19 protein-coding genes, 2 tRNA genes, 1 rRNA gene, 1 other RNA gene and 1 other annotated feature are annotated in these 24,474 nt (G+C 25.0%); of the genes, 13 read left to right on the top strand and 10 right to left on the bottom strand.

What is annotated here, in order from left to right:
• Window positions 1–13: 13 nt before the first annotated feature.
• The 5 genes from clpX (at window position 14) to U0T64_02195 (ending at window position 8,790) form a co-directional block, all read left to right on the top strand.
• The gene (clpX, locus tag U0T64_02175; protein XBC41164.1) at window positions 14–1,276 is read left to right on the top strand and encodes an ATP-dependent Clp protease ATP-binding subunit ClpX; all 1,263 of its coding nucleotides are present in this window, start codon (window positions 14–16) and stop codon (window positions 1,274–1,276) included.
• 194 nt (window positions 1,277–1,470) lie between these two features.
• Entirely contained in the window at window positions 1,471–3,813 is a 2,343-nt protein-coding gene (gene lon / locus U0T64_02180; GenBank protein ID XBC41165.1) for an endopeptidase La, read from the top strand.
• A 125-nt stretch (window positions 3,814–3,938) separates the two neighbouring features.
• Window positions 3,939–5,012, top strand: a complete 1,074-nt coding sequence (locus tag U0T64_02185) for a SurA N-terminal domain-containing protein (GenBank protein XBC41166.1) — start codon at window positions 3,939–3,941, stop codon at window positions 5,010–5,012.
• Window positions 5,013–5,273: 261 nt separating this feature from the next.
• Window positions 5,274–7,034 carry an ABC transporter transmembrane domain-containing protein gene (locus tag U0T64_02190; GenBank protein XBC41167.1) on the top strand — a complete coding sequence of 587 codons (1,761 nt, stop codon included), beginning with the start codon at window positions 5,274–5,276 and terminating at the stop codon, window positions 7,032–7,034.
• A 1-nt stretch (window position 7,035) separates the two neighbouring features.
• A complete protein-coding gene (locus U0T64_02195; GenBank protein ID XBC41168.1) occupies window positions 7,036–8,790 on the top strand; it encodes an ABC transporter transmembrane domain-containing protein in 1,755 nt (584 codons plus the stop codon).
• A 35-nt stretch (window positions 8,791–8,825) separates the two neighbouring features.
• Here the strand turns inward: U0T64_02195 and ffs are convergent.
• Window positions 8,826–8,924: signal recognition particle sRNA small type (gene ffs, locus U0T64_02200), an RNA gene on the bottom strand.
• Between the two features lie 184 nt (window positions 8,925–9,108).
• Here ffs and dnaX point away from each other — a divergent pair.
• The 4 genes from dnaX (at window position 9,109) to U0T64_02220 (ending at window position 13,584) form a co-directional block, all read left to right on the top strand.
• A complete protein-coding gene (gene dnaX / locus U0T64_02205; GenBank protein ID XBC41169.1) occupies window positions 9,109–10,272 on the top strand; it encodes a DNA polymerase III subunit gamma/tau in 1,164 nt (387 codons plus the stop codon).
• A gap of 115 nt (window positions 10,273–10,387) precedes the next feature.
• Window positions 10,388–10,720, top strand: coding sequence for a YbaB/EbfC family nucleoid-associated protein (locus tag U0T64_02210; GenBank protein XBC41170.1), 333 nt, complete (start codon window positions 10,388–10,390; stop codon window positions 10,718–10,720).
• A 245-nt stretch (window positions 10,721–10,965) separates the two neighbouring features.
• The gene (htpG, locus tag U0T64_02215) at window positions 10,966–12,843 is read left to right on the top strand and encodes a molecular chaperone HtpG (GenBank protein XBC41171.1); all 1,878 of its coding nucleotides are present in this window, start codon (window positions 10,966–10,968) and stop codon (window positions 12,841–12,843) included.
• A 93-nt stretch (window positions 12,844–12,936) separates the two neighbouring features.
• Window positions 12,937–13,584, top strand: coding sequence for a nucleoside monophosphate kinase (locus U0T64_02220; protein XBC41172.1), 648 nt, complete (start codon window positions 12,937–12,939; stop codon window positions 13,582–13,584).
• A gap of 31 nt (window positions 13,585–13,615) precedes the next feature.
• On the opposite strand, the gene U0T64_02225 is transcribed toward U0T64_02220, so the two are convergent.
• A tRNA-Arg gene (locus U0T64_02225) sits at window positions 13,616–13,689 on the bottom strand.
• A gap of 221 nt (window positions 13,690–13,910) precedes the next feature.
• Here U0T64_02225 and folD point away from each other — a divergent pair.
• Window positions 13,911–14,765 (top strand): bifunctional methylenetetrahydrofolate dehydrogenase/methenyltetrahydrofolate cyclohydrolase FolD, encoded by an 855-nt coding sequence (folD, locus tag U0T64_02230; GenBank protein ID XBC41173.1) that lies wholly within the window; start codon window positions 13,911–13,913, stop codon window positions 14,763–14,765.
• 70 nt (window positions 14,766–14,835) lie between these two features.
• Here the strand turns inward: folD and cysS are convergent, their stop codons facing one another.
• Window positions 14,836–16,236, bottom strand: coding sequence for a cysteine--tRNA ligase (gene cysS / locus U0T64_02235; GenBank protein ID XBC41526.1), 1,401 nt, complete (start codon window positions 16,234–16,236; stop codon window positions 14,836–14,838).
• Window positions 16,237–16,759: 523 nt separating this feature from the next.
• On the opposite strand from cysS, the gene ybeD reads away from it, so the two are divergent.
• Window positions 16,760–17,023, top strand: a complete 264-nt coding sequence (gene ybeD / locus U0T64_02240) for a DUF493 family protein YbeD (protein ID XBC41174.1) — start codon at window positions 16,760–16,762, stop codon at window positions 17,021–17,023.
• A 153-nt stretch (window positions 17,024–17,176) separates the two neighbouring features.
• On the opposite strand, the gene cspE is transcribed toward ybeD, so the two are convergent.
• The 5 genes from cspE to U0T64_02265 form a co-directional block, all read right to left on the bottom strand.
• Entirely contained in the window at window positions 17,177–17,386 is a 210-nt protein-coding gene (cspE, locus tag U0T64_02245) for a transcription antiterminator/RNA stability regulator CspE (protein ID XBC41175.1), read from the bottom strand.
• 253 nt (window positions 17,387–17,639) lie between these two features.
• A 5S ribosomal RNA gene (gene rrf, locus U0T64_02250) occupies window positions 17,640–17,755 on the bottom strand.
• A 99-nt stretch (window positions 17,756–17,854) separates the two neighbouring features.
• Window positions 17,855–19,101, bottom strand: a sequence feature (23S ribosomal RNA rRNA prediction is too short).
• A 175-nt stretch (window positions 19,102–19,276) separates the two neighbouring features.
• Window positions 19,277–19,349, bottom strand: a tRNA-Glu gene (locus U0T64_02255).
• Between the two features lie 131 nt (window positions 19,350–19,480).
• Window positions 19,481–20,308, bottom strand: a complete 828-nt coding sequence (gene aroE / locus U0T64_02260; GenBank protein XBC41176.1) for a shikimate dehydrogenase — start codon at window positions 20,306–20,308, stop codon at window positions 19,481–19,483.
• A complete protein-coding gene (locus U0T64_02265) occupies window positions 20,301–20,864 on the bottom strand; it encodes a Sua5/YciO/YrdC/YwlC family protein (protein XBC41527.1) in 564 nt (187 codons plus the stop codon). Before U0T64_02265 ends, aroE begins: the two co-directional genes overlap by 8 nt.
• Before the next feature lie 170 nt (window positions 20,865–21,034).
• Here U0T64_02265 and def point away from each other — a divergent pair, with 170 nt between their 5' ends.
• Both def and fmt read left to right on the top strand, forming a co-directional pair.
• On the top strand, window positions 21,035–21,520 hold the full coding sequence (gene def / locus U0T64_02270) for a peptide deformylase (protein XBC41177.1): 486 nt from the start codon (window positions 21,035–21,037) through the stop codon (window positions 21,518–21,520).
• 30 nt (window positions 21,521–21,550) lie between these two features.
• Complete coding sequence (fmt, locus tag U0T64_02275; GenBank protein XBC41178.1) at window positions 21,551–22,501, top strand: methionyl-tRNA formyltransferase; 951 nt, start codon at window positions 21,551–21,553, stop codon at window positions 22,499–22,501.
• Between the two features lie 513 nt (window positions 22,502–23,014).
• On the opposite strand, the gene rplQ is transcribed toward fmt, so the two are convergent.
• Both rplQ and rpoA read right to left on the bottom strand, forming a co-directional pair.
• Window positions 23,015–23,419 carry a 50S ribosomal protein L17 gene (gene rplQ, locus U0T64_02280; GenBank protein ID XBC41179.1) on the bottom strand — a complete coding sequence of 135 codons (405 nt, stop codon included), beginning with the start codon at window positions 23,417–23,419 and terminating at the stop codon, window positions 23,015–23,017.
• 52 nt (window positions 23,420–23,471) lie between these two features.
• Window positions 23,472–24,461, bottom strand: coding sequence for a DNA-directed RNA polymerase subunit alpha (gene rpoA / locus U0T64_02285; protein XBC41180.1), 990 nt, complete (start codon window positions 24,459–24,461; stop codon window positions 23,472–23,474).
• Window positions 24,462–24,474: the final 13 nt, after the last annotated feature.

Raw genomic sequence — 24,474 nt, forward strand, 5'->3', positions numbered from 1 at the left:
ATAAGGAAAACTCATGACAGACAATACAAAAAATAATGAAGAAAAATTATTATTTTGTTCATTTTGTGGAAAAAATCAAAAAGAAATAAAAAAAATAATAGTCGGACCATCAGTGTATATTTGTAATGAATGTATCAAATTGTGCAATAAAATTATTTATGAAGAAATAAAAAACATAAAAACTTTCAATAAAACACACTATGATATTCCAACACCTAAAAAAATTAAAGACCATCTCGATCATTATATAGTAGGACAAAACAAAACTAAAAAAATCTTATCAGTAGCAGTGTATAATCACTATAAACGTATACAAAATTCAAATTTAAAAGAAAATATCGAATTAGGAAAAAGCAATGTTTTACTAATAGGGCCTACAGGAAGTGGAAAAACATTATTAGCAGAAACATTAGCAAAATTTATTAATGTTCCTTTTGCAATAACAGATGCTACTACTCTAACAGAAGCAGGATATGTTGGAGAAGATGTTGAAAATATTATTCAAAAATTGCTAAGAACATGCGATTACGACATAAATAAAGCAGAAAATGGTATTATTTATATAGACGAAATAGACAAAATTTCTCGAAAATCCGAAAATCCATCTATCACTCGAGATGTATCTGGAGAAGGAGTACAACAAGCTTTATTAAAATTAATAGAAGGAACCATTGCTTCAGTACCTATGAAAGGTGGGAGAAAACATCCGCAACAAGAATTTTTCCAAGTAAATACTACAAAAATTTTATTTATATGCGGAGGGACATTTGCTGGATTAGAAAAAATAATTTCAAAAAGATTAGAAAAAGAAACAAACATTGGATTTAATGCTAAAATTAAAAATATAACAATACAGGATAAAAAAAACAATTGGTTAGAAAAAGTGCAACCTGAAGATTTAATAAAATTCGGACTAATTCCAGAATTTGTTGGAAGATTACCTATACTTACAACATTACACGAACTAAATAAAAAAACATTAATAGAAATACTATGTAAACCTAAAAATGCTTTACTCAAACAATATCAGAAATTATTCGAAATAGAAGGAGTAAAACTAACATTTCATGAAGATGCTATTTCGTGTATAGCAAAAAAGGCTATCACTAAAAAAATAGGTGCACGAGGCTTACGATCAATAATAGAAATTTTTCTATTAGATACAATGTACAACTTACCTTCTATAGAAAATGTTGAAAAAATATTAATTAATAAATTAGTAGTTAACGGAAAATCAACACCAGAAATAATTTATAAAAAATGCGACTCAATATAAGTATCGAAAAAATTTAAAAAATTGTTTAATATCTCAATATGCAATTTTTTATTTTCATTATCTTAACCTATTAGTATTGTATATCGGATTTTCATTCCAAAATACTCAAGCTTATCGTAATTTTAAACTATATATTGGTCATTCAATACAATTTTTAAAATTTAAAAATATTATTGAAACTAAGAGAGAGTTTTATGAATATAGAACGTTCTGAATACGTTGAAATTCCCGTTTTACCATTACGAGATGTAGTAGTATATCCATATATGGTAATTCCATTATTCGTAGGGCGAGAAAAATCTATAAAATGTATTGAAGCTTCTATGATAAATGACAAAAAAATTATGCTAGTAGCTCAAAAAAAAGCAGAAATCGACGATCCTAAAAATAAAGATTTATTTACTATTGGAACCACTGCTTCTATTTTACAAATGTTAAAATTGCCTGATGGAACCGTAAAAGTATTGGTAGAAGGTATACAACGAGCAAATATAAAAACATTAAAGAATAATGGAGATTATTTTATCGCAGAAATTGAACCTATTATTTCTCCAAAAATTCCAGATAAAGAACAAACCGTTTTAATAAGAGCAACATTAAATCAATTTGAAACATATGCAAAATTAAACAAAAAAATTTCATCAGACATATTAAATTCTCTATCTAATATTAATAACGCAGCACAACTATCAGATACAATCGCTACACATATGCCTTTAAAATTATCTGAAAAACAATCTATTTTAGAAATATATCGTATTAATGATCGTTTAGAACGTTTAATGGCAATAATGGAATCTGAAATCGATTTATTAAATTTAGAAAAAAACATTCGAAATCGGGTTAAAAAACAAATGGAAAAAAGCCAAAGAGAATACTATTTAAATGAACAGATGAAAGCAATTCAAAAAGAACTAGGAGAAATGGACGAAATTTTAGACGAAAATGAAATTTTAAAAAGAAAAATTGATTCTTCTAAAATGCCAAAAGAAGCAAAAGAAAAAACAAAATCTGAATTTAATAAGCTAAAAATGATGTCTCCTATGTCTGCAGAAGCTACAGTAGTTCGCGGCTATATAGATTGGATGATACAAGTTCCTTGGAATAAAAGAAGCAAAACAAAAAAAGATCTTCACGAAGCAAAAAAAATTCTCGATTCAGATCATTTTGGTCTAGAAAAAGTAAAAGAACGTATATTAGAATATTTAGCAGTACAGAGTAGAATAAAAAAAATGAAAGGACCTATATTATGTTTAGTTGGACCACCTGGTGTAGGAAAAACATCACTAGGCCAATCCATAGCACGAGCAACTGGAAGAAAATATATTCGGATGGCTTTAGGTGGAATTCGCGATGAAGCTGAAATCCGAGGACATAGAAGAACATACATAGGCTCTATGCCTGGTAAATTAATGCAAAAAATTACAAAATCAGGAGTAAAAAATCCGCTTTTTCTATTAGATGAAATAGATAAAATATCTTACGATGTACGAATAGATCCCGCATCTGCTTTATTAGAAGTATTAGATCCAGAGCAAAACACAACTTTTAATGATCATTATTTAGAAGTAGACTATGATCTATCTGAAATTATGTTTATTGCAACCTCCAATTCTATAAATATTCCTGCACCTTTACTAGATAGAATGGAAATTATTAGAATTTCTGGATACACTGAAACGGAAAAATTACACATAGCAACATCCTATTTAAAACCTAAACAAATTAAACGAAATGCTTTAAAAAAATGCGAATTAAAAATCGAAGATTCTGCTATGATAAATATAATTCGACATTATACACGCGAAGCTGGAGTTAGAAATCTTGAAAGGGAATTATCAAAAATATGTAGAAAATGTGTAAAAAATTTAATTTTAGACAAAAATTTAAAAAAAATAAAAATAAATTCTGAAAATTTACAATTCTATCTCGGAATTAAACGATTTAATTACGAAAAAACAACCTATAAAAACAAAATTGGGCAAGTTATTGGACTAGCATGGACTGAAGTTGGAGGAGAATTATTAACTATTGAAGCTGCTTGCGTATCAGGAAAAGGAAAATTAATTTATACAGGATCTTTAGGAGAAGTTATGCAAGAATCAATTCAAGCTGCATTAACTGTAGTGAGATCACGTGCAGAAAAATTAGGAATAAAACATAATTTTTATGAAAAACATGATATTCATGTACATGTTCCTGAAGGAGCTACACCAAAAGATGGACCCAGCGCTGGAATTGCTATGTGTATAGCAATAGTTTCTTGTTTAACAAATAATCCAGTACGCTCAGATATTGCTATGACAGGAGAAATAACTTTAAGAGGACAAATCTTGTCTATAGGAGGATTAAAAGAAAAATTACTAGCCGCTCATAGAGGCGGAATTAAAAAAGTATTAATTCCTTACGAAAACAAACGAAATTTAGAAGAAATTCCTGAAAATGTTCTCTTAGGACTTTATATTCACCCTGTAAAATATATTGAAGAAGTATTAAAATTATCATTAGAAAGAACTCCTTATGAAATAATAAAATAAAAATATTTTTTAAAAATTTTTGTAACTTATAAATAGGCTGGCAAAAAATAAAATTGTTATTTGCCAGTCAATATACACTTAACCTTAAATTAATTTACAGCTAAAACTTGTAAATACTTCTTATAATGATTAAAAAAAAGATAAAAAAAATATTGTCAAAATTAATTATATTAATACTTCTAATAATAATTATATTTTCTCTCGTTTTTATGAAATTTAATTACTATTCTATAAAAGATAAAAAAAACTATATTATAAAAATTAATAACGATGAAATTCATTTAGAAGAATTTCAAAAAAAATATATTTTTTTATTGTCAAAATACAAATATAATTCAAATAACTTCCATAATACAAACTATATAAAAAAAATATATAAGGAAGCAATATTAGATATAATATATAAAACTTTGTTAAAACAATACGTAAAAAAATTACATATATCTCTCAACGATTCTGAAATAAAAAACTACATACATAATAATTCAGATTTTCAAGAAAAAAATATATTTAAAATAGAAAAATATTATTATTTTCTTAATAAAGAAAATATAAGTTCTAATGAATATATTGATAAAATTAAAACATATTTAAAAATTAAAAAATTTATTTCTTTCATATCTAATTTAATATTCATATCAAAACATGAAAAAAATAATTTAATTCAATCATTATCCCAAATTAGAATAATTAAAATAGCTTCTGTACCTTTAACTAAGTTTTTCAAAAATACAATTATTAATAATAAAAACATTATAAACTATCTTAAAAAAAATAATTCTAATTTATTTTCAATAAAAAAATATAAAAATAATACTTTTTTAATTTTAAAAAAAACAACATACGAATTTAATAATAAACCAGTTAAATTATTAAAAACAATAAAATTGAAATTTCAAAAATCTCTATTTTTTTCCAGATTTGATAAAAATAAATTCAAAAAATTTATATTCAATCTTCCAAACTTAAAAAAAAATAAAAATATTTATTTTAGTATTATAAAAAATAGTGGTGATTTATTATTAATTAAATTTTATAAAACCATGCACATTGATTTTTCAAATAAACAAAAAAACGTTATTATTTCACAACTTAAAAAATACAATTTAGGAACAATACTAAATTCTATTTTAGATGATTTGTATCTGAAAGCACATATCTCATATGGAAATTTAATAGATTTTAACAATAAACTTTAAATTAGAAAAATCAATTATTTTTTAAAATTCAAAAACTATATAAAGTTACTATAAATCTTACAAAAACTAATACTTATGAAAATAAATATACAATATTTACAAGATTTTATGTTATCTTTTTTTATTACATATTAATTAGTTAACATATTTAAAATTTTATAAAATTTATTTTTTGAGTTAAAAATTATATAAAAAAATATAAAAATTAATATTTACAAACATATGTAAAAAACATTAAAAATTTAACTACTAGGATATTGTGTGGGTTTATTTAAAAAACTAAGTTGGTATTTTATAAAACAATGGAAACAATATTCAATATCTATTTTATTATTAATTGTTATATCCATTCTTCAATTGTTCCCACCCAAGCTAATAGGAATATTAATAGATTCTATTATAAAAAAAGATATACGAGGCACACAAATACTTCCTTGGATTATAGAAATTATATGTATTTCAATAATAATTTATGTTTTTCGATACATGTGGAGAATTTTCTTATTTGGAGCTGCTTATAAATTAACTTCTGATTTGAGAATAAAAATTTACAACTATATTAGCAAAGAAAATCAAAATTTTTATTCAAAATACAAAACGGGAGATTTAATGATACGAATAACTAATGATGTCGATAAAGTTTCATTTGCAGCTGGTGAAGGAGTATTAACACTAATTGATTCTCTAGTAATGGGTTTATCTGTCATAACTATTATGTTTACGCAAATTAACTGGAAACTTACTATATTATCACTAATTCCAATGCCTATTATGGTTATAATAATAAATAAAATAGGAAAAAAAATACATTATGGTTTCCAAGAAGTCCAAAAAACATTTTCGTTACTCAACAATCATACACAAGAAAGCCTAAATAATATTAATTTAATTAAATCTTTTGGATTAGAAAACTATCAACAAAAGAAGTTTTTGAAAATTTTAAAATATCTAAGAATAAAAAATATTAAAGTAGCAAAAATTGATGCTATTTTTGATCCCATCATACATTTGTCTATTTCTTTATCTAATCTAATTGCTATTACAGTTGGAGGATGGTTTGTGTGGAATAAAAGCATTAGCATTGGACAATTAACCAGTTTCATAATATACCTTGGATTAATGATTTGGCCCATGCTAGCTTTAGCTTGGATGTTTAATATTGTAGAAAGAGGGAGTGCAGCATGGAACAGAATACAATCAATTTTTGCTTTTAATGTACAAGAAAAAAAAAACTGTGAAAAAATTCCATTGTATTTTAAAAAACTCAGTGTTCATATTAAATGTTTTTACTATAAAAAACATAGAAAAAAAATATTAAAAAATATTCATTTTTCATTATATCCTAACCAAACTCTAGGAATTTGTGGACCAACTGGATCCGGGAAAAGTACACTATTCAAATTGATCCAACAACAATATTTAATACCTAATGGAATAATACTATATAATAAAATTCCAATTTCTCTTTTTAAAAAAAATGAATGGAGAAAAAAAATAGCTATAGTAGATCAAACTACTTTTTTGTTTTCTGATACTATTTATAACAATATTGCAATAGGAAAAAATTATGCTTCTAAAAAAGAAATTGAACAGGCAATCTATCTTGCTCATTTACATAAAGATATAAAAAAATTTCCAAAAGGATATAATACTCAAATAGGAGAGCGTGGAATAATTTTGTCAGGTGGACAAAAACAAAGAATTTCTATTGCAAGAGCATTGTTATCCAATTCAGAAATATTAATATTAGATAATGCCTTATCTGCAGTAGATGGAAATACTGAGTCAAAAATATTAAATAATCTCAATATTTTAAAAAAACAAGGATATACAATAATTATTTGTACTCATAGATTATCTTCTATAATAGATGCAAATAATATTATAGTGATAAAAAAAGGTACAATAATACAGAAAGGAAAACATACAGAGCTAATAAAAGCAACTGATAAATGGTATAACGTTACATATTCACATCAAATCTTTCTAAACGTTCATAAAAATAATATAGAAGTTTCATGAAATGAAATATTTTGAAAAATTTTATCCTATACTAAAAAAATTATTATCGTATGGAATAAAACAAAAAAAATCACTAATATTAGGATGTTTTTTATTATTGTTAGCTTCAATATTTGAAGTATTAGGTCCTGTTTTAATTAATTGTTTCGTTAAAAGTAGTATAATAAATAATTATATGAACTTTTCTTTATTATTTTTAATAACTTTTACTTATATATTACTACAAGTTTTATCTGCTCTTTTAAATTATTTCCAAAATATTATCTTTAATAAAATATCAATAAAAATAGTTGAAAAATTACGAATTAATTTGATGTCATCAATATTAAAATTACCCATTAAAACATTTAATAAAAAACCAATTAGTCAATTTATTTCATGCATAAATAATGATACTGAAATTATTAAAGAACTATATGAAACATTCATTACTATACTATTTAAAAACATCGTATTAATTCTCGTCACGCTAATAGCTATGTTCGCTTTAGAATGGAGAATGGCTAGCATAGCTGTAACTATATTTCCATTAGCATTAACAACATCATTTTTATATCAATATTATAGCAAACCAGTACTGAAAAAATCTCAAATATATTTATCAAGAATTTATAATCTATTTAATGAAACAATTTGTGGAATGACCGTAATTCAGCAATTCGGATTAGAAAAAAAATTCAAATGCTCTATAGAAAAAACAAATGAATCATATTATTTAAATCGTATGAAAGTATTAAAATTAGATGGAATTTTTTTACGACCATTACTCAATTTTTTTTCAACTATTATATTATGTAGTTTAATTATATTATTTGAATTTTATCCTCGAGGATCTTTTGAAATCGGAACTTTATACGCTTTCATAACATATTTAGGACGTCTCAATGAACCATTAATTGCTATTACTGCTCAACAATCTATTTTACAAAAATCTATTCTATCAGGAAAAAGAATATTTAAATTAATAGACGCTCAAAAACAAATATACGGAAAAGACCCTAATAATTTGGATAATGGAGAAATACATATAAAAAATTTAAGTTTTTCTTATGAAAATAAAAATATAGAAACATTGAAAAATATTAATTTACATATTTCTTCAAAAAAATTTATAGCTTTAGTAGGACATACAGGAAGTGGAAAAAGCACCCTTGCACAACTTCTAATGGGTTATTATCCTGTTACAAAAGGTCATATTTACTTAAATAAAAGAAATATACATTCATTAAGCAAAGAAGTGTTAAAAAATGGAATATCTATCGTTCAGCAAGATCCTTGTATTTTAGATGATTCCATCTTAAATAATATTACATTAGGAAGAAAAATTTCTAAATCAAAAATTTGGAATATTTTAAAGAAAGTACATCTTTCTAAAACAATAAGATCTATGCCCAATAGTATATATTCAATTTTAGGAGAAAATGGAAATATACTCTCCATTGGACAAAAACAACTTCTATGTATTGCTAGAATTTTAGTAGATAATCCTAAAATATTAATCTTAGATGAAGCCACCTCTAATGTAGACCTAAAAACTGAAAAAAAAATTCAAAAAATACTATCACAGATCAATTATCGAACTACATTAATAGTGATTGCTCACAGACTATCAACAATAAAAAATGCAGATAAAATTTTTGTTTTTAATAACGGAGAAATAGTAGAAAAAGGAAAACATAACTCTTTATTAAAAAATCGAAAAAACTATTGGAAAATGTACAATAATCAAAATAAAGAAAATACAAAATCATCATAAAACAAATTTTTAACATATCTTTATATAAAAAGAACTCCTTATAGCGATATCATAATACCTGCTAACACCTGATATGGCTGCTATTTTCCAATTCTGACCAAATTTTCAAGATAAACAGTATTAGATCACTATAAGAGAATTCTTATAAGATATATTATACGAAATTAACAAAAATTACAAAATGTTTTTTAAACAAATGCTATTAATTTACAAACTATAAATGAAAATAACTAACTAATTTTATTCTATTTCAAAATCTTTTTTATAAAGGTAATATATGTTAGTATTATTTATTAAATTATAATAATTTTTATAATAATGAATTATAAAATTTTAGCTAATAAATGGCGTCCTCAAGAATTTAACAGTGTAATTGGACAAAAATATATTATTTCTGCTATATGCAATGGATTGAAATTAAAACGCATACATCATACATGGTTATTTCATGGAATACGGGGTACTGGAAAAACAACTATTGCACGATTATTAGCAAAAAGTTTAAGTTGTGAACAAAAAATAACACAAAATCCATGTAGAAAATGTTCAAATTGTAAAGAAATAGAAAAAGGGAAATTTATTGATTTATTTGAAGTTGATGCTGCTTCTCACACAAAAGTAGAAGATATGAAAGAATTATTAGAAAATGTATATTATTTACCTATAAAAGGACGATTTAAAATATACTTAATAGATGAAGTTCATATGCTTTCTAAAAATAGCTTTAATGCTCTTTTAAAAATAATAGAAGAACCGCCAAATCATATTAAATTTATTTTAGCTACCACAAATCTAGAAAAAGTTCCAAAAACAATTTTATCACGCTGCTTAAACTTTCAACTAAGACCAATTAGTTTTACTAAAATCATAAAAAAAATTGAGCATATATTGTCTCAAGAACACATATTTTTCGAATACGAAGCAATCAAATTATTATCAATAGAATCAGAAGGCAGTCTTAGAGATACATTGAATTTAATAGAACAAGCAATTTCTATAGGAAATGGAAAAATCTTAACTAAAATAGTACAAAATATGTTAGGAAAATTAGATAATACGACAATATTAAATATTATTTTAGCATTGCTTAAAAAAGATTTTAAAAAAATGTTTTTATTATTTCAATATATACAAAAATTAGATATCAATTGGGAAAACATACTAACAGAAATTCTTAAATTATTATATCAAATAGCTATGATACAAACATTCCCTACAATAAACAAAGATTATTTATTTTTTGAAAATCAGGAAATTAATAAAAAAATATATGAAATTTCAAAAATATCTAAATTTTCTGACATTCAATTATATTATAAAACCATATTAACAGGAAAAAAAGAACTATGTGTAGCTCCTAGCTTCCGAATTGGAGTTGAAATGACTTTACTTCGTGCATTAAATCTTAATATAAAATCAATAACAACTAATATAGATGATATTAAAGATACTAAAATAAAACTATGTAAAATCAAAAAATAATACAATAATTTGCAATAATTAATATTCATAACCAATTATTAATTTAAAACTATACACGCAGTAACTTTAGAACTTTATCTTCATGTTTTAATACGAGTAAAAAAGGAAATATCACATGTTCTCTAAAAATGGATTAAATGATTTAATGAAAAAAGCACAAAAAATACAAAAAAAAATGGCTAAAATACAAGAAGAAGTATCTTCCATAGAAATTACTGGAGAATCAGGGGCGGGAATTGTAAAAGTTACATTAATTGGACCAAGCAATTGCAAAAAAATCGAAATAGATCCAAAATTAATCACTAAAAATGATAAAGAAATATTAGAAGACTTAATTGTAGCAGCTTTTAATGACGCAACAAGACGAATACTAGAACTAAAAAAACAAAAAATGTCTGCTATTTCATCAGATATTCCATTTTCAAATGATTTAAACGTTCCTTTTTAAAAAGTCTATAATCAGTATATAAATCAAAATTTCATATTTCAAAATAATTTTTTAAAATTTTGAAAACATTTTTAAAACCATTTTAATTAATTTTTAATATATGAAAGTTTTTCAAACAATTATGATATTATTTTTAATAATACAAATAATTTTTTAATTTTATTTAACATATATAATATATTAATATTAAATATGTTGTAAATATTAAAAACTATCATATAAAAATTTAATAATTAGGAAAATGTATGAACTCAAATCAAAAAAAAATATATGAATTTCAATCAGAAACTAACGAAATATTACATTTAATGATTCACTCTCTGTATTCCAATAAAGAAATTTTTTTAAGAGAACTTATATCAAACGCTTCCGACGCAATTGATAAACTTAAATTTCAATCGATATCTTTTCCAAAAATATATGAAGATAACACTGAAATGTATATTAAAATTGAAATAGATAAAAAAAATAAAACTTTAACAATTAGTGATAATGGAATAGGAATGACTTATGAAGAAGCAATTAAAAATTTAGGAACCATAGCAAGATCTGGAACAAAAGAATTTTTAAAACTTTACAATGAATCTAATAATGAAAAAAACAATCTCATCGGAAAATTCGGAGTAGGATTTTACTCAGCGTTTATTGTATCAAAAAAAATATCTGTAAAAAGCAGATATGGAGGATTAAATAATAGTGAAGGTGTATTATGGGAGTCTGAAGGAAAAGGACAATACGAAGTTAGTAAAATCAATAAAAAAACACGTGGCACAAAAATAACTTTATATTTAAAATCAGAGGAAGAATCTTTTTTAGAAATATGGAATATAAAAAATATTGTAAAAAAATACTCTAATCATATTTCTGTTCCAATAAAAATAAATGTGTTTGATGAAAAAGAAAAAGTAAATACATGGGAAAAAATTAATCAAGCAAAAGCATTATGGACTTTGAAAAAATCTGAAATTACAGAAGAAGATTATAAAAATTTTTATAAACAACTTACAAACGATTCTAATGATCCAATTACTTGGACTCATAATAAAATAGAAGGAATTCAAGAATACACTATTCTTTTATACGTTCCATCCAAATCTACCTGGGATATTTGGAATAGAGATAATAAACATGGTTTAAAATTATATGTGAAACAAATATATATTATGGACGAAGCAGAACAATTTCTTCCAAATTATCTAAGATTCATAAAAGGAATTATTGATTCAAATAATTTACCATTAAATATTTCTCGAGAAATATTGCAAGAAAATTGCATTGTGCAAAATTTAAAAAAATCGCTTACCAAACGAGTTTTAAATTTATTAACTAATCTATCTAAAGACGTTAATTCTTACAAATTATTTTGGGATCAATTTGGATCGATGCTAAAAGAAGGACCTGCTGAAGATTATGAAAATAAAAATTCTATAGCGGAACTTTTACGTTTTAATTCAATGAAAAATAATTCTTCAAAAAATATGATATCTCTACAAGATTATATTAAAAACATTAAAGCAAATCAAAATAAAATTTATTTTATTACAGCAGATAGCTACTCTTCTGCTATAAATAGTCCTCATTTAGAACTATTTAAAAAAAAAGATATCGATGTTTTACTATTAACTGAAAAAATAGATGAATGGATGATGAATTATTTAACTGAATTTGATGGGAAAAAATTTCAGTCAGTTAGTAAACATGATGAATCAATTGAAGAATTAAATAATGACATTGATAAACAACAAAAAAATTTACACTTAAGTATGAACTCTTTATTAGAAAAAATAAAAAAAATATTAAAAAATAGAATAAAAGACGTTCGATTTACTTACAAATTGACAAAAACCCCAGCTATGGTTACTACAGATTCTCATGATATGACGACTCAAATGGCAAAATTATTTTCTGCAGCAGGGCAAACTGTTCCTGAAATAAAATACATATTTGAAATAAATCCAAATCATAAATTAGTTAAAAAAATACATGAAGAAAAAAATGAAGAAAAAAGTAAAAAATGGATTCAAATATTATTCGATCAATCACTTCTGTTAGAACAAAATACTTTAGAAAATCCAAGTAAATTTATAAATAGAATTAATGATTTTTTAATTAATTGTCATTAATTTATAACATTTAAAAATAATGTTCTATATTTCATAAACATGTATTGATTTTCTTTAAATACATATGCTAAATCTTAAAAAAATATAAAAAATATGCGTATTCTTTTGATAGGAGCACCTGGATCAGGAAAAGGTACACAGTCTAAATTAATTTCAAAAAAATATCATATCTTAAACATTTCAATTGGAGAAATTTTAAGAGAATCAATAAAAGAAAAAACAGAACTAGGCAAAAAAATAAAAAGTTTTGTAGATAATGGAAAATTAATCTCAGATGAAATTATTATAAATTTAGTAAAAAATAGAATTTCTCAAATAGACTGCAAATCCGGATTTGTTTTAGATGGATTTCCAAGAACAATTATTCAAGCTAAAACAATTTGTAAAAAAGAAATAATAGTTGACTATATCTTTGAACTTAAAATACCTATTGAAATGACTATAAATCGTATTTTAAAAAGAAAAACTAAATTTTTCACTTCAAAATCAATTAATCATGAAAATGACAAAAAAATATATTTAAAAAAACATAAAAATTTGATGTATAGAAAAGATGACAGCGAAGAAATAATTAAAATAAGATTACAAGAATATAAAAAATTCACACAATCTTTAACAACATACTTAATTTCCAATTTAAAAGAAAAAAAAATTAAATTTTATGAAATTGACGGAACTCAATCGATATTAAATGTTAAAAAAAATATCAAAAAATTTTTAAAAATAGAAAATTTTCCATAAAATTTGTTGTTCATAAACATTTATTTTTTATTGCGCTCTATAGGATTTGAACCTATGACCTACGGCTTAGAAGGCCGTTGCTCTATCCAACTGAGCTAAGAGCGCAATTTTATTTTTCAAATAAAATTTCTTTGTTTTATATCTAAGTAAAAATTACTTTCCTAAAACTACTAATTTTACCTAATATAAACTAAGAAATTATTTGCATTTTTTATAATATTAAAATAGCATTATATACTATTAATTTTATTAAAAAAATGTTTTTTATTATTTTTTAAAGTATAAAAACACACAACAATTTAAAAAAACTAAGTTGAGTTAATTTAATGTTTAAAAAAATTTTAAATGGAAAAAAAATTTCTAAAAAAATACACGAAAAAATTGCAAAAAAAGTGCAAAAGAGATTATCAGTAGGAAAAAGACCTCCAGGACTAGCAGTAATATTAATAGGAAATAATTTAGCATCCACTATTTATGTAAATAAAAAGAGAATAGCTTGCAAAAAAGCAGGTTTTAACCTAAAAATCTGGAATTTCTCTGAAACTATAGAAGAAACAAAAATAATAAATCTTATTAAAACATTAAATGAAGATAAAAACATCGATGGAATACTAATACAATTACCCATTCCAAAACATATAAATATTAAAAATATGTTTAATAGTATTACTCCTGGAAAAGATGTAGACGGATTTCATCCTTATAACATAGGCTGTTTATGTCAAAAGAATCCTAACTTACGTCCTTGCACACCATTAGGGATTATTACATTACTAAAATCTTACAAAATTAATATACGGGGGCTACATGCTGTTATAATAGGAGCATCTAACATAGTAGGAAGACCTATGAATTTAGAATTCTTATTATCTGGATGTACTACTACTATGACACACAGATTTACGAAAAATATAAAATATTTTGTTAAACAAGCTGATATAATCGTAATTGCCATAGGAAAAGAAAAATTCTTAAAAGGAAGTTGGATTAAACCGGGTGCCATAGTAATTGATGTAGGAATTAATCGATTGAACAATGGGAAAATAGTAGGAGATGTAGATTTCAAATCAGCAATTCTACGAGCATCATATATTACGCCGGTTCCTGGAGGCGTAGGTCCTATGACTGTAATAACATTATTACAAAATACTTTAACAGCCTGCATAAAACTTAATAATTAAAAATTATAAAAAATTTAAAATCCCTATTGATAACATTTTTGTAAAATTAATTTATGTAAAAATTTTTATTTTACATCTTTCTCCAATAAGTAGAATACTTTGAATCTTCTAAAACAATACCTAATTTCAGTAATTCTTTACGTATTTCATCCGCATATATCCAATTTTTTAATTTTCTTGCATTATCTCTTTTTTTGATTAAAGAATTAATTATATTTTTTTCGTAAGAATGAAATGTATTATTTTTTTTGAGAAAAAAATTTGAATCCTTCAATAATATTCCTAAAACACTACCTAATTTCTTTAAAGTATAAGCTAAAATTACAAGTTCGCTAATATTACTTTTATATTTTAACTTCAATAAATTTATTTTTCTAGAAATTTGCAATAATATCGAAAGAGCTTTAGGAGTATTAAAATCAGTATTTAATGCTTTACAAAAAATAACCTTAAAAAATCGATCTTCAGATAAACTTAATCCATGAAAATCAATATCTTTTAAAGAAGAATATAACTTTTTTAATAATTTTTCAGATTTCTTTAAATTACTTTCACTAAAATATAATGGATGACGATAATGCGTAGATAGCAAAAAATATCGAATACTTTCTGAATCATAACGCATTAAAAAATCTTTCAACAACAAAACATTTCCTAAAGATTTAGACATTTTTTTATTTTGTATGATTACTAATTCAGTATGCATCCAATGATTAACGCAAAAATCTTTGTTTATACATGTAGATTGAGCTAATTCATTTTCATGATGAGGAAACAATAAATCCTTTCCTCCACCATGAATATCTATTCTATCTTTTAAAATAGATGTACTCATAGCTGAACATTCTATATGCCATCCTGGTCTACCTATCCCCCATGGAGATTTCCAATAACATGTCTCTTCTTTTTTAGAAATTTTCCATAAAGCAAAATCTAATGGATTACGTTTATCCTCTCTTTTAGAAACACGTGCTCCTACTTTCAATTTATGCATAAATTGATTTGAAAATTTTCCATATTTTGGATATGTATCAATAGAAAACATCACATCTCCATTATTTAATACATAAGCATGTTTCTTTTTTAATAATTTTGAAATAATCTTGATAATAGCATCTATATTTTCTGTCACACGGGGTTCATAATCAGGAGTAATAATATTAAGATTTAAAAAATCATTTTGCATTTGAAAGATCATACGATCAGAAAAATCTGAAATTTTTTCATCATTTTTCAAAGCTTTATAAATAATTTTATCATCAATATCTGTTATATTACGTACATATTTTACCCTATATCCACAATAACGTAAATAACGCAAGACTATATCAAAGAATATAAACGTTCTTCCATGACCAATATGACAATAATCATACGCGGTAACACCGCAAACATACATGTTAATAGTTTTATCTAAATTTATTTTCAATATTTCATGCTTTCTTGTATAAGAATTAAAAATATCTAACATCATAATCGTCTTTTAAAAAATAAAATTATAAATCTATAAAATAATTAATTTTATTATATGGTAACATTCATGTTACACTATTAAAATGTTTTATTTATATTTCTACAATTTTAAATATAAAAAATCCATTTATTTTATATATAATTTTACATTAAAACATAAAATAACTATATATTATTAAATAATAATATATTTAACACATAAAAAAGTAAAATATTTTAAAAATATAAGCAATATAATTACTAATTTTTTAATAAAATATTAATTTACTTATCTCTTTCAAAAAATAAAAATCAGAAAAATTTAAAATAAATATACAATTTCCTTATATATTAAAACCGAAATTAAAAAAACAAATATCTCAAAAAAAATAAAAAATTTTAATACAAGTAACTATTTTAAAATTATAAAAAATAAATTTTAGCTAAAAAGCAGATATAAATATTACAAAAAAGATTACTTAATATTTACATTTTATTAATACAATTTAATTTTGTAAGATCTTCCATATATAGGAATAAATATGAAAAATAAACTTGAAAAAATGTTAAAATTTCCTTGTTTATTTACTTATAAAGTTATCGGATTAGCTCAACCTGAATTGATTGATCAAATAATAAGAGTAATTCAATGTAAAGTTCCAGGTGATTATGTTCCACAAATAAAATCTAGTAATAAAGGAAATTACTTATCTATTTCTGTTACAATTTTTGCTAACAATTTTGAACAAATAGAAAGCTTATACCACGAATTGAGTAACATTAATACAGTTCGAATGGTACTATAAACAACACATTAATGCAATATATATCATCAGAAACTTATATAAGATACATAATTTCACATATTTTATCTACTTAAATGTCACAAAAATGTAATGCAGCAGCAAAGCTGCATTACAATATTAAAATATATTTACGATTACTTCAATGAAACAACTCTATAAACTAATAACATTAGCAGCGGACGGCCCTTTTGCTCCTTCGGTAATTTCGAATTCAACACTTTGACCTTCTGACAAAGTTTTAAATCCGTTGCTTTGGATAGCTGAAAAATGTACAAAAACATCTTTACTTCCATCTTCAGGTGTAATGAAACCAAACCCTTTAGATTCATTAAACCATTTCACATTACCTTTAATCTTAGACATCTATATTACCTTCACATGAAAAATATACACTAAACTTAAATTGCAAGCTAGCACAACGATGATTAATTGTTTTACTTATAACCTTAATAAAACATTATTAAATGATATATTAAAATTACTTTAAAATACTATTTTTTTTAGTAACATCATTTTCCTAAAAATATAAATAATATTACTAAAAATTTAATACTAATATAATTTTAAAATTAAAAATATAAAAAAAAATCCGAAGTTGATTCGGATTTTTTTTACAACCTGGCAATTTCCTACTCTCACACGGGGAAACCCCGTACTACCATTGGCGTTGAAATGTTTCACTTCTGAGTTCGACATGGTTTCAGGTGGTACCATAACACTATTTTTACCAGGCTGTTTAAACATTTGAATATATTAGATATTTAAATAAATCAAAATCGGATTGCATGAAACTAATACGTTAAAATATTACTTAAACATCTCTGGTGTTGTAAGATTAAGCCTCTCGGGTCATTAGTACTGGTTAGCTTAACATATTGCTATGCTTACACATCCAGCCTATCAACGTCGTAATCTCCAACGTCCCTTCAGTAAGCATTAAAAATGCTTCAGGGAAGACTAATCTTAGAGTAAGTTTCGTACTTATATGCTTTCAGCACTTATCTTTTCCGCATTTAGCTACCGGGCAATGCCATTGGCATGACAACCCGAACACCAGGGATGCGTCCACCTCGGTCCTCTCGTACTAGAAGTAGATCTCCTCAATCTTCCTACGCCCACGGCAGATAGGGACCGAACTGTCTCACGACGTTCTAAACCCAGCTCGCGTACCACTTTAAATGGCGAACAGCCATACCCTTGGGACCTGCTTCAGCCCCAGGATGGAGGCGCTACCTAAATAGCTTTCGGGGAGAACCAGCTATCTCCCGGTTTGATTGGCCTTTCACCCCTAACCATAGGTCATCCGCTGATTTTTCAACATCAGTCGGTTCGGTCCTCCAGTTAGTTTTATCCAACCTTCAACCTGCCCGTGGCTAGATCACCGGGTTTCGGGTCTGTATCCTGAAACTAAATCGCCTGTTTAAGACTCGGTTTCCCTACGGCTCCCCTATTTTAAAATCGGTTAACCTTGCTACAGAATACAAGTCGCTGACCCATTATACAAAAGGTACGCAGTCACCTTTTAAAAAAAAGGCTACTACTGCTTGTACGTATACGGTTTCAGGTTCTATTTCACTCCCCTTACCGGGGTTCTTTTCGCCTTTCCCTCACGGTACTAGTTCACTATCGGTCAGTCAGGAGTATTTAGCCTTAGAGGATGGTCCCCCCATATTCAAACAGGATTTCTCGTGTCCCGTTCTACTTCTCGAACTTATAAAATTAATAATTTTCGTATACGGGACTATCACCCTATACTGTAAACTTTTCCAAGTTATTCTACTAAAAACTAACATATAATTATGTTCTAGGCTTCTCCCTTTTCGCTCGCCACTACTAAGGGAATCTCGTTTGATTTCTTTTCCTCGAGGTACTTAGATGTTTCAGTTCTCTCGGTTTGCTTTATTAACCTATTAATTCAATTAATAATGATGTTTTAAATAAAACATCGGGTTTCCCCATTCGGATATTATCGGTTTATATCGCGTCATATCAACTAGCCGATACTTTTCGCAGATTAGCACGTCCTTCTTCGCCTCTGACTGCCAAGGCATCCACCATATACGCTTTTACGCTTAATCTTACAACCCACAGACGTTTAATTTATAATTTAAGTATAAAATTTCTTGCTTCCGAATTTTTAAAGAGCTAAAACTTATTAATTTAAAAAAAATATAAATATCATATGAATCTACAAAAGAATAACACATTGATTCAATATAGTATACAAATAATTTTAATGATTTTAAATTTATTTGTCTCCTAGGGGATTTGAACCCCTGTTACCGCCGTGAAAGGGCGATGTCCTAGTCCTCTAGACGAAGGAGACCAAATAATTGAAAAATAATACAAAAAATATTAAATCATATATCTTTTACTTATGTTACATAATGACACGAAAGAGTCAAGAGTTTTTTTAAATTTTAAAATTAATAAATAACTTATTGAGAGATATATAAATTAACCATCCTGTAATTTTAAAATAACTGACTCAATATCTGGAAAAATATTATGCCATAAATAAAAAGAATATGCAGCTTGACTAACTAACATTCCTATTCCGTCCGAAAAAATAAGAACGCCTCGATCAATACACCATTTAAGAAAAAATGTTCTTTGATTAATAGAATAATTAATATCATAAAAATAAGTTTTTTTGTCTATTAAGAACTCAATTGAATTCCATAAAGAACTAGTTTCAATATTAGCAATAGCATTAATTACTATATCAAATGGTTCATCTTTTCTTTTTGTATGTTGAAATATAGAAATCGATCCAAATTTTTTAAAACTTTCGACTAAATTTAAAGCTCGACTCATCGTTCTATTTAATATAAATACATAACAGCCATATAATAGTAATGAAAAAATAATTCCTCTAGCAGCACCTCCAGAACCTATTACTAAAACAGTATCATTCTTTTTTATAAATTTTAACCGTATTAAATCATATAAAATACCTTTTCCATCTGTGTTATCTCCTAAAATTTTTCCATCTTGTAATTTTTTAAAAGTATTGACCGATCGTGAAACTTTTGCAGCATAAGTTAATTTATCTGACATTAAAAATGCTTTTTCTTTAAAAGGAATAGTAATATTTGCTCCAATTCCTTTATGCGAAAAAAACTGAATCATATACTCAAAAAATTTATTTAAAGGAACTAAAGTAGAATCATAATTATAAATAATTCCTGTTTGTTTAGAAAATAATTCATGAATATAAGGAGATTTAGTATGATGAATTGGATTTCCAAATACTGAAAAATTGCTTGAATTTTTTTTAAGCATGACGAATTAATTCTCCACTAATAATATTTACTATCTTAGTAGGATTTTTTTGATTTCCTAATTTTCCATATAAAATAGGAATATTTTTTCCAAATTGTTCTATAACTTCTGTATGCGTTTTACATGGATTTAAACCAGATTTATTAGCACTAGTAGAAACTATCGCTTTTCCAAATTTATTACATAACTCTATAATCGAAGCATGCGAACTAATGCGAACTGCCAAAAATTTTGACGCTCCAGTTAACCAAAATGGAACTGTATCTTTTGCTGGTACCAAAAAAGTAATAGGACCAGGCCAATTGTTCAACATAAAATTTTTATTTTTAACAGATATCATACTTTCAGAAATATATTTTTGAATTTGACTATAATTAGATGCTACTAATATTAATCCTTTATTCCATTGTCTTTTTTTTAAATTGAGTAATTTTTTAACAACACATTTTTTATCTGGATCGCATCCTAGTCCAAACACTGACTCTGTAGGATAAATTACAACACCATCATTTTTCAAATTTTCTACACACTCAGTCAATGATATACTTTTCACCATCATTAAATGTTCCTGAAACTTAAAAAACTATCGTTTAAAATTAAAAATTATTTACTGATTTTAAAAATATTTTTATTTTATTTCTACAAAATTAGGGAAAATCCTTATTTTTCAATCAAAAAAACGTCTATAATAAATTATAATTTAACACAGTAAATTTTCAAAAAACTATGTCTATTCTTAAAATATTAAAGTATCCTAATGAAAACTTACGAATTATTGCAAAACCTATTTGCAATATAAATAAATCAATTCAAAAAATTGTTGACAATATGTTTGAAACAATGTTTTATGAAAATGGTATAGGATTAGCTGCTCCTCAAGTTAACATTCCTTTACAAATCATAGTTATCGATAACATTTCAACATTAAAGAATCCACTAACACTAATTAACCCTAAAATCATTAAAACATACGGGAATACTAGTATAAAAGAAGGATGTTTATCTATTCCTAATTGTCAAGTTCTGATTCCTCGATCATATAAAATCATAGTAACTGCATTAAATTATTTTGGAAAAACAATAAAATTTGAAGCAACTTCGCTTTTGTCAATTTGTATTCAACATGAAATAGATCATTTAATTGGAAAATTACTAATCGACTATTTATCAGATATCGACAAAAAAAATATAAAAATTTTTTTAAAAAAATAAAAAATGACTTCTAATCATCTTCTCATAAAAATGAATAAACCTTTAAAAATTATTTTTGCCGGAACATCTGAATTTTCAGAAAAACATTTACAAACATTAATCTCTTGTAAATATAATATTATTGGAATACTTACTCAACCTGATCGAGCTTCTGGAAGAGGCCAACACATTGTTGAATCTTTAGTAAAAAAAACGGCTAAAAAACATGATATCCTAATATTACAACCTAAATCTTTACAATGTTATAAATTATACAACAAACTACATGAATTACGTGCTGACTTAATGATCGTAGTTTCATACGGTTTAATATTTCCAAAACATATACTTAATTCATTTAAAATAGGCTGTATTAATATACATGCTTCTTTACTTCCTAGATGGAGAGGTTCTTCTCCTATACAATCAGCTATATTACATGGAGATTCAATAACAGGAATAACTATTATAAAAATGGAAGAAGCAATAGATTCTGGAAAAATATTGCACTCATTAACTTATAAAATAAAAAAATCTGATACAAGTAGCAGCTTAAAAAAACAATTAATAAAATTAGGATGTAAAGCAATGTTATTAGCATTAAAAAAAATCGAATTAAAAACAAATAACACTGTTATTCAAAGTACATTAACAACTTATTCTAAAAAAATAAAAAAAACTGATGCACAAATAAATTGGTCTCAGGATGCAACACAATTAGAAAAATGCATAAGGGCATTTAATCCTTGGCCAACAAGCTATTTTACAATATGCCATAAAAATATAAAAGTTTGGGAAGCTAACGTTATTATGCAATATAACATCAATACATATGAAATAGGAGAAATAATATCGTTTAATAAAAACGGATTACAAATACAAACTGGAAAAAATATACTAAACATCACAAAAATTCAACTCCCTGGGAAGAAAATAACAGATATATATGCTTTAAATAAATTTTCAAAATATTGGTGTATTCCAAAAATAAAATTAGACTAATGTAATATAAAATATTGAAAACAATTAAGCAATATTGAATTATAAAAGTTACTAAAATGTAAAAATTAAAATTTATATATTCAATATTCTTACTGTTGACTTATAAACCAATTATATTGTATAATAATTATGATTAATTTATTTAAATTTTTGTTAAATATAATACTAAAAATAAAAAATACATACTTTAATTATTGCTTTTACTTACAAATTTGTTAGAAAAATAAAGTAATTTATCAATATAATATTGGACCACTAATATTCCTTTCATTAATCTATATTAAATAATAATATTAAAATTAAAAAAATCTACAAATCAAAACATTAAAATATATAAAAATAAAATATATTATATTGTTCAAAAAATTTACTTATTTAAAATTTTTAATATTTAAACTACTAATAAAAAAATTTTAAATAATTAAAAACAGAACGGCATGCAATGCCGTTTGTTATAAAAAAATATAAGTATTTTACTTAAAATACTAAGAAAAACATTGTAAAATATGATAGTTAAGTCTTTTTAACAATATTTTTCGTTTTAGACTTATTTTTAGATTGTAATCTATCTACAAGTTGAATATATGCCATAGGCGCTTTATCACCGAATCGGTAACCACATTTTAATACTCGAGTATATCCACCAGGCCTATCTAAAAAATAAGGTCCAAGATCATTAAACAACTTAGACACTATGAAATTATTTCTAATTTTAGAAAAAACTAAACGTCTATTAGAAACTGAATTGGTTTTAGACCGAGTTATTAATGGTTCTACAATGCGGCGTAATTCTTTAGCTCTAGCTACTGTAGTTTTTATAATTTCATAATTTAATAATGAACATACCATATTATTTAACATTGCTTTGACATGAACATTGTTCCTATTAAATTTACGACCAATTTTTCTATGTCTCATGTAAAAATAACCTTTTATATATAATTTCTTAAATTTACAAGTAATAAACTAATCAATCATTTACAATACTTATAGGAGGCCAATTTTCTAGCCGCATACCTAGAGATAAACCTCTTGCTGATAATACATCTTTAATTTCAGTTAAAGATTTTTTTCCCAAATTAGGAGTTTTTAATAGTTCAACTTCTGTTTTTTGGACTAAGTCTCCAATATAATGTATAGATTCTGCTTTTAAACAATTAGCAGATCTTACTGTCAATTCTAAATCATCAACCAAACGAAGTAAAATAGGTTCAAATTCAGGCTTTTCTTCTGTTACTTCCGGTTCATGAATATCTTTTAAATCTACAAATGCTTCTAATTGACTTGATAATATGGTAGCAGCACGACGAATCGCTTCTTCTGGATCAATCGTACCATTAGTTTCAATTTCAATTACTAATTTATCTAAATCTGTTCTTTGAGCAACACGAGCTGCTTCTACGTTATATACAATACGCTCTATTGGACTATAACAGGCATCGATTAATAATTTTCCTATAGAATGTTCCCTATCTATCAGATTTATTCTAGAAGCCGCCGTGACATAACCTCGACCTCGTTCTATTTTAATTCGCATAATTATCGAAACATTTTCATATGTCAAATTACAAATTACATGTTCAGGATCTACAAATTCTACATCACTATTATGAATGATATCAGAAGCTCTTACTACTCCTATACCGGACTTATGTAATGTTAAAACAATTTGATCTTTTCCATATAATTTTACTGCTAATCCTTTTAAATTTAGTAAAATTTCAATAATATCTTCTTTTATTCCTTCTTTAGTACTATATTCATGGAGAACTCCTTCAATTTCAACTTCTGTTACCGCACAACCTGGCATAGAAGATAATAAAATTCTTCGTAAAGCATTTCCAAGAGTATGGCCAAAACCGCGTTCTAATGGTTCAAGAGTAATTTTAGAATGTTTTACATTAATATGTTGAACATCTACTAATCTCGGTTTTAAAAAATCATTCATAGAACCCTGCATCGTGTCTCCTTTT

Origin of the sequence: Buchnera aphidicola (Nurudea yanoniella) (genome assembly GCA_039829995.1) — a bacterium.
In the GTDB taxonomy this organism is placed as follows: domain Bacteria; phylum Pseudomonadota; class Gammaproteobacteria; order Enterobacterales; family Enterobacteriaceae; genus Buchnera_B; species Buchnera_B aphidicola_AV.

Coding starts and splice junctions, on each gene's coding strand:
- clpX (XBC41164.1), top strand. CDS start 14: ATGACAGACAATACAAAAAATAATGAAGAAAAATTATTATTTTGTTCA.
- lon (XBC41165.1), top strand. CDS start 1,471: ATGAATATAGAACGTTCTGAATACGTTGAAATTCCCGTTTTACCATTA.
- U0T64_02185 (XBC41166.1), top strand. CDS start 3,939: ATGATTAAAAAAAAGATAAAAAAAATATTGTCAAAATTAATTATATTA.
- U0T64_02195 (XBC41168.1), top strand. CDS start 7,036: ATGAAATATTTTGAAAAATTTTATCCTATACTAAAAAAATTATTATCG.
- dnaX (XBC41169.1), top strand. CDS start 9,109: ATGAATTATAAAATTTTAGCTAATAAATGGCGTCCTCAAGAATTTAAC.
- U0T64_02210 (XBC41170.1), top strand. CDS start 10,388: ATGTTCTCTAAAAATGGATTAAATGATTTAATGAAAAAAGCACAAAAA.
- htpG (XBC41171.1), top strand. CDS start 10,966: ATGAACTCAAATCAAAAAAAAATATATGAATTTCAATCAGAAACTAAC.
- U0T64_02220 (XBC41172.1), top strand. CDS start 12,937: ATGCGTATTCTTTTGATAGGAGCACCTGGATCAGGAAAAGGTACACAG.
- folD (XBC41173.1), top strand. CDS start 13,911: ATGTTTAAAAAAATTTTAAATGGAAAAAAAATTTCTAAAAAAATACAC.
- cysS (XBC41526.1), bottom strand. CDS start 16,236: ATGTTAGATATTTTTAATTCTTATACAAGAAAGCATGAAATATTGAAA.
- ybeD (XBC41174.1), top strand. CDS start 16,760: ATGAAAAATAAACTTGAAAAAATGTTAAAATTTCCTTGTTTATTTACT.
- cspE (XBC41175.1), bottom strand. CDS start 17,386: ATGTCTAAGATTAAAGGTAATGTGAAATGGTTTAATGAATCTAAAGGG.
- aroE (XBC41176.1), bottom strand. CDS start 20,308: ATGCTTAAAAAAAATTCAAGCAATTTTTCAGTATTTGGAAATCCAATT.
- U0T64_02265 (XBC41527.1), bottom strand. CDS start 20,864: ATGGTGAAAAGTATATCATTGACTGAGTGTGTAGAAAATTTGAAAAAT.
- def (XBC41177.1), top strand. CDS start 21,035: ATGTCTATTCTTAAAATATTAAAGTATCCTAATGAAAACTTACGAATT.
- fmt (XBC41178.1), top strand. CDS start 21,551: ATGAATAAACCTTTAAAAATTATTTTTGCCGGAACATCTGAATTTTCA.
- rplQ (XBC41179.1), bottom strand. CDS start 23,419: ATGAGACATAGAAAAATTGGTCGTAAATTTAATAGGAACAATGTTCAT.
- rpoA (XBC41180.1), bottom strand. CDS start 24,461: ATGCAGGGTTCTATGAATGATTTTTTAAAACCGAGATTAGTAGATGTT.